The sequence below is a fragment of the Burkholderia sp. LMG 13014 genome (assembly GCF_905232215.1).
GTDB lineage: Bacteria > Pseudomonadota > Gammaproteobacteria > Burkholderiales > Burkholderiaceae > Burkholderia.
The window spans coordinates 1-5409 of record NZ_CAJNKE010000420.1 but is presented as its reverse complement, the minus strand read 5'-3'; the positions used below and the strand labels follow the sequence as shown (position 1 = coordinate 5409).

Genomic DNA, 5409 nt, shown 5'->3' with positions numbered 1-5409 from the left:
GGCCCAGTCGCGGCTCAGGAAGGCCTGAAGCCATTTGAACATTGGAATTCCCCGATTCCGCCAGTACATGAAGAAACGGCGACGCGTGATGGCGAGCCGTCCGATGGACTTCACACCATACCCGACGCATGGATGGCGCGCTTTCGCCGTCCGCCGGGGAATTGTCGCGTGCCTCCGCGCTGTCGCGCATCTCGGCGCCGCGTGTCTGCAACGCGGGCGACCGGTGGCGGCGGCGTGCGTCGGGCACACGAGCGACAGTCGCACGCAAAAGCATTCCGGCCGCTGGCAAAAGGATGCAGGGTGGAACGCCGTTACATTGGCGACAGGCGTGCCGGCCGCGATTGCTGTCGCGGCGCCCGGCGACGCCCATCTTCTTACCATGGAATCCGGCTATGCAAATCCTGAGGCACCAGCTAGACGACCTGCTTGCGAACGCCGTGGCCGGCCCGGCCACGGCCGGCTATGTCGCCGGCGTCTGGCACCGCGGCGAACAGATCGAACTGGCGCGCGGCATCGCGAACCTGAACACGGGCGCCGAGATGACCGTCGATACGCGCTTGCAGATCGGTTCGGTTACCAAAGTGATGACGGCGCATCTGCTGATGCGTTACGTCGAGGCGGGGCGTATCGGCCTCGACGATCCGGTCGTCGCGCATCTGCCGTCGTTTGCGCTGGCCGATCCGGCCCACGCGCAGCGCCTGTGTGTGCGGCATTTGCTCAATCACACGAACGGCATCGACGCCGACAGCTTCAGCCCGATGACCGAAGCCGGCGCGGGCGCGACCCGCGATTTCGTGGAGCGGCTGGCCGGTTTCGGGACGCTGTTCGAACCGGGCGAGACGATCCACTATTCGAACGCCGGCTTCGTGGTTGCCGCGCGGCTGATCGAAGTGCTGTCCGGCAAGCCATACAACCAGGTGCTTGAAGAAACGCTGTTTCGTCCGTGCGGAATGAACGAGTCGTGCACGTCGGCCGAGCAGGCGATCCTGCATCGTCATGCGGTGGGCGTGTTCGCGAACGCGACGAGCGGCGAGCTGCAGGCCACGCGTGCGTATCTGTTGCCGCCGTCGCTGGCAGGCGCCGGCTCGACCCCGATTTCGACGGTGCGCGACATGCTCGCGTACGGGCGCATGTATCTGGCGGGCGGCGCGATCGACGGCACGCGGATCCTCGCGCCGGAGACGGTCGCGGCCATGCAGGCCGTGACCTTCGATGCGGGGCGCCCGTGTGTACCGCCGATCTGCGTCGGCTGGTGGAAGGTGCCGGTGAGCGGCGTGACCGTGTACTGGCATGGCGGTACGACGTATGGCACCACGTCGAGCTTCGCAGTCTGCCCCGAACTGGATCTCGTGGTATTTACCGCCGGTACGGGGCCGGGCGCCAACGCGTTGCACGACCAGGTACTGCTTGCGACGCTCGCGCATCTCGGGCACGAGGCCGTCATGCCGTTCGAGCGGGGGACGTCGAGCCGGCCACTGTCCCGGTATGCCGGCGGTTACCGGCACTATCCGATGCGTCTCGCATCGGTGGCGGGCAACGAACGGCTTTCGGTCGAAGCGTACTGGACCGAGATGGACGCCGATAGCCGGCGGGCCACGCTGTGGCCGAGCGGCGGTGTGGAAACGGGCGACGGCGAGACCCGCTATGCATTCGATGGCGGCTCGACCTACGTGCTCGAACTGGCGCCGCTGGCCGAAGACCTGTTCGCGCCGCCAGGCACCTCCGATGCGCAGCTGTGCGGCATCAACGGGCGGCTGGCGCTCGTGTCCTTCCGCGGCGACGGTGACCGGCCGCACGGCGTGCATACGCGCCTGCGCTATCTGCGCCGAGAGGGCTGACGCGCCCTCGGGCGGACACCGTTCCACTGCGGCACGCGCAAGCTGATAGCTCCGGTGGAACGAAATTGCTTCGTTATGCAAATTGTATCGACGGCTGGCCAACCGGCGTCGATGCGACCGTGCAATCCACGCGCTCGTCGGAGCGCGTGTTGTCGACCGATATTTCAAACCCGAGCAGGAGTGACCATGCGTATCTTCGTTGCGGCGCTTGCGCACGAGACCAACAGCTTTTCCCCGATTCCAACCAGCCTGCACTCGTTCGAGGAACGCACGCTGTACCGGCCAGCCGGCGGTGTGCCCGACGGGCAGGCGGACGAACTCGTCGGCTACGGTACGTTCGTGCGCGAGGCGCGCGCACGCGGCCATGAGGTGAGTGCTTCGATCTTCGCGTTCGCCGAACCGGGCGCGCCCTGCTCGAAGCAGGACTATGAAACGCTGCGCGACGAGATCCTGGACGGGTTGCGCGCCGCGCAGCCGGTCGACATCGTGCTGTATCTGTTGCACGGCGCGCAGATGGCGCAAGGGTATGACGATTGCGAGGGCGACCTGCTGGCGAAGACGCGCGCGCTCGTCGGCCCCGACGTCGTGATCGGTGTCGAGCTGGACCTGCACGCCAACGTCACGCGTGCGATGCTCGATCATTGCGACATCCTGCTGGCGTGCAAACACTATCCGCACATCGACTTCGACGAACGGGCGGTCGACCTGATCGATCTTGCCGAACGCACCGCGCGTGGCGAGATCCGGCCGACGATGCACTTCGAACGCGTGCCGATGCTCGGCATGTTCTTCACGACCGAACCGCGCATGGCACAACTCAACCAGGATGCGATGGATCGGGAGGGGCGCGACGGAATCCTGTCGGTGTCGCTGATCCACGGATTCCCGTGGTCCGATTTTCCGGATACCGGTGCGGGCGTGCTGGTGGTGAGCGACGGCGATGCCGGCGCGGCCCGCGCGCATGCCCGCGAACTGGCGCGCGGCTTCGTGGCCGTGCGCGACGAGACGCATGCGCTGCGTCTGCCGATCGCACGCATTCTCGACGAGATCGAAGCGACGCCGCCCGACGCGTCGGGCCGGCCGTTCGTGATTGCCGACACGGCCGACAACCCGGGCGGCGGTGCCGGCTCCGATTCCACCTTCATCCTCGAGGCTGTCCTCGAGCGCGGTCTGCGCGAGGTGGCGATCGGCATGATGTGGGACCCCGTCGCGGCGGTGTTCGCGCGCGACGCCGGCGTGGGCGCGACGATCGAGCTGCGCCTCGGCGGCAAGAGCGGCCCGCGCGCGGGCCGCCCGCTCGACGTGGTCGCGCGGGTCCTGGCGGTCGAAGAGGGGCTGGCGCAGCACGACGAGACGTTCAAGTTCCCGGGGCCCGGCCTGGGCCTGTCCGCCGTGCTGGACGTCGACGGCGTACTCGTGGTGGTCAACTCCGTCCGGCAGCAGACCTACAGCCCGAGCTGCTTTTTCGATCTCGGCGTCGACCTCCGGCGTTGCCGGGCCGTCGTGGTGAAGTCGACGCAGCATTTCCAGGCGCTGTTCGGCCCGTTGGCGCGCGCCATCTACTACTGCGACACGCCGGGTTCGCTGAGTCTCGATTTCAAGGTCGACGATTACGCACGCCTGACGCGCCCGATGTGGCCGTTCGACGAAATCGCGGTCTGATCCGGCCCGCTCGTCGGGCAGTCGCGCGGACGCCGGCAGAACTATTCCGGCCGTCCGCGAAAGTTTCGCCGCCGTCGAGCGGCTATCGTCTGAAGGCCGGCTTTCGCGGCCGGCCACGAATGAGCCCGGCGTCGGCCGGGCAGGCAGGATCGTCAGCGCAGGAGGCGCAGCGTGCGTAATGAAATCACCGGGGGATCGCCGTCGTTGTCACGTGCGTGGTTCGCGCTGGCCGTGCTCGCGCTGGCCGCGATACTCGGCATCACCGACCGTCAGATGCTGACGCTCGCCGTCGAGCCGCTCAAGCGCGACCTCCAGCTCAGCGATACCAGCCTGGGCGCGATCGTCGGCTTCGGCCCCATCCTGTTCGGCGCGTTGGCGTCGCCGCTGCTCGGCTGGCTCACGGACCGGGTCGACCGGCGCTGGCTGCTCGTCGCCTGCGTGCTGGTGTGGAGCGCGGGCACGGCGCTCTGCGGCCTCGTCACGCAAGGCTGGATGCTGTTCCTCTGCACGCTGACGCTCGCGGTGGGCGAGGCGGGGCTCGGGCCGGTTGTCTACAGCATGCTGCCGGACCTGTTTCCGCCAGCACTGCGCACGGCGGCGAACACGATCTTCTTCGCGGTTGCGCTGTTCGGCGCCGGGCTCGGGATCGCGGGCGCCGGCGCGATCTTCAGCGTGGCCGCGCCGCTCGCGCATGCGCTGTCGATCGAACCCTGGCGGCTTGCGTTCCTGCTCGTCGCGATCCCCGGGCCGGTCGTCGCGGGCTTGTTCGCGCTGGTCGGGCATCCGCCGCGCGGCGGCACGGCCGACCAGCATGAACGTGCGCAGGAGACGCTTGCGCATTATTGGCGGCGCTCGGGTGGGATGCTGGCGTGCCTGATCGTCGGCTATGCGATGGCGGCCTTCTACGTGGGCGCGATCCTGGGCTGGGCGCCTGTGTCGCTGATCCGCGACTTTCATGTCGATGTCGCCCGCTCGGGGTTGTACAGCGGCATCGCGGTGGGCGGTGGTTCTGCACTCGGCTTGCTGGCGAGCGTGGTGGCCGTGCGATGCCTGCGCGCGCGCTGGGGCCGGCTGCTGCCGGTCGTGATCGGCTGCGCGATGGCGCTGCTGGCCGCGCTGTTGCTGCTGATGCTGTCGTTCGCGACGAGTACGGCGATGCTGCTTGCCTGCATGATCGGCATCATCGCCGCCTATATCGCCGGCGCGGCACTGACGCCAACCTTGTTGCAGGACATCGCGCCGCCGCATTTGCGCGGGCGCGTCGTCGGCACCTCGTCGCTCGTCACCTACGCGTTTCAGGCGATGTCGGTGCCTTCCGTCGGCGCGATATCCGATGCCCTCGACGGCGCGCCGTACGCGTTGCTCAAGGGGATCGTCTGGCTCGGCGTGCCGGCCGCCGTCTTCAGCGTGATCCTGCTGGGTCTCGTGTTGCGTACCTTCCGCACGCGCTTCGAACCGCACTGCGAAGTCGGCGCACAGGCGCTTTAGCGCCGCCGCGCGCATTTCTTCTGCCACTGACGCGCCTTCCGTGCGAACTCACGCACGGAAGGCGCACGTCGTTAACTTTCTCCCGCCCTCCCGTTCTGGTTACCGCGTGTTCCGGCGGTGCGTTGCACGTGCCCGAGGGTTCGTTGCGCGCAGTTTGCCGCGCGTCGACAGCCGAGGACGGTAGCCAATGTTTTTCGGCGTTTCGCAAAAGCACCGGCCGATTTGGCTGCTTACCTTGGAGTCATTCGGGCGGGCGGTCCGAAAGCGGGACTGCATCGGAAGACGGACATGGCCGCTCACGTTCAGACAGACAAGGGGAGTCGCAGATGGCAAGCAAGAAGGGCGGGGTCGCAGCGGAGTCGACGATCTTCAGGCGGACGCTGGTTGCCGTGACCGTGATGCGGATGTTTCTCGCCGCATC

Annotated in this window: 3 protein-coding genes; all 3 read left to right on the top strand. The window is 67.6% G+C overall.

Annotated features, from left to right (window positions below):
* Nucleotides 1-392 precede the first annotated feature (392 nt).
* Nucleotides 393-1838 (top strand): serine hydrolase, encoded by a 1446-nt coding sequence (locus JYJ84_RS27610; RefSeq protein WP_175220006.1) that lies wholly within the window; start codon nucleotides 393-395, stop codon nucleotides 1836-1838.
* 186 nt (nucleotides 1839-2024) lie between these two features.
* Entirely contained in the window at nucleotides 2025-3500 is a 1476-nt protein-coding gene (locus JYJ84_RS27605) for a M81 family metallopeptidase (RefSeq protein WP_175220008.1), read from the top strand.
* 171 nt (nucleotides 3501-3671) lie between these two features.
* Entirely contained in the window at nucleotides 3672-4988 is a 1317-nt protein-coding gene (locus JYJ84_RS27600; protein WP_175220010.1) for an MFS transporter, read from the top strand.
* Nucleotides 4989-5409 lie beyond the last annotated feature (421 nt).

Coding starts and splice junctions, on each gene's coding strand:
- JYJ84_RS27605 (WP_175220008.1), top strand. CDS start 2,025: ATGCGTATCTTCGTTGCGGCGCTTGCGCACGAGACCAACAGCTTTTCC.
- JYJ84_RS27610 (WP_175220006.1), top strand. CDS start 393: ATGCAAATCCTGAGGCACCAGCTAGACGACCTGCTTGCGAACGCCGTG.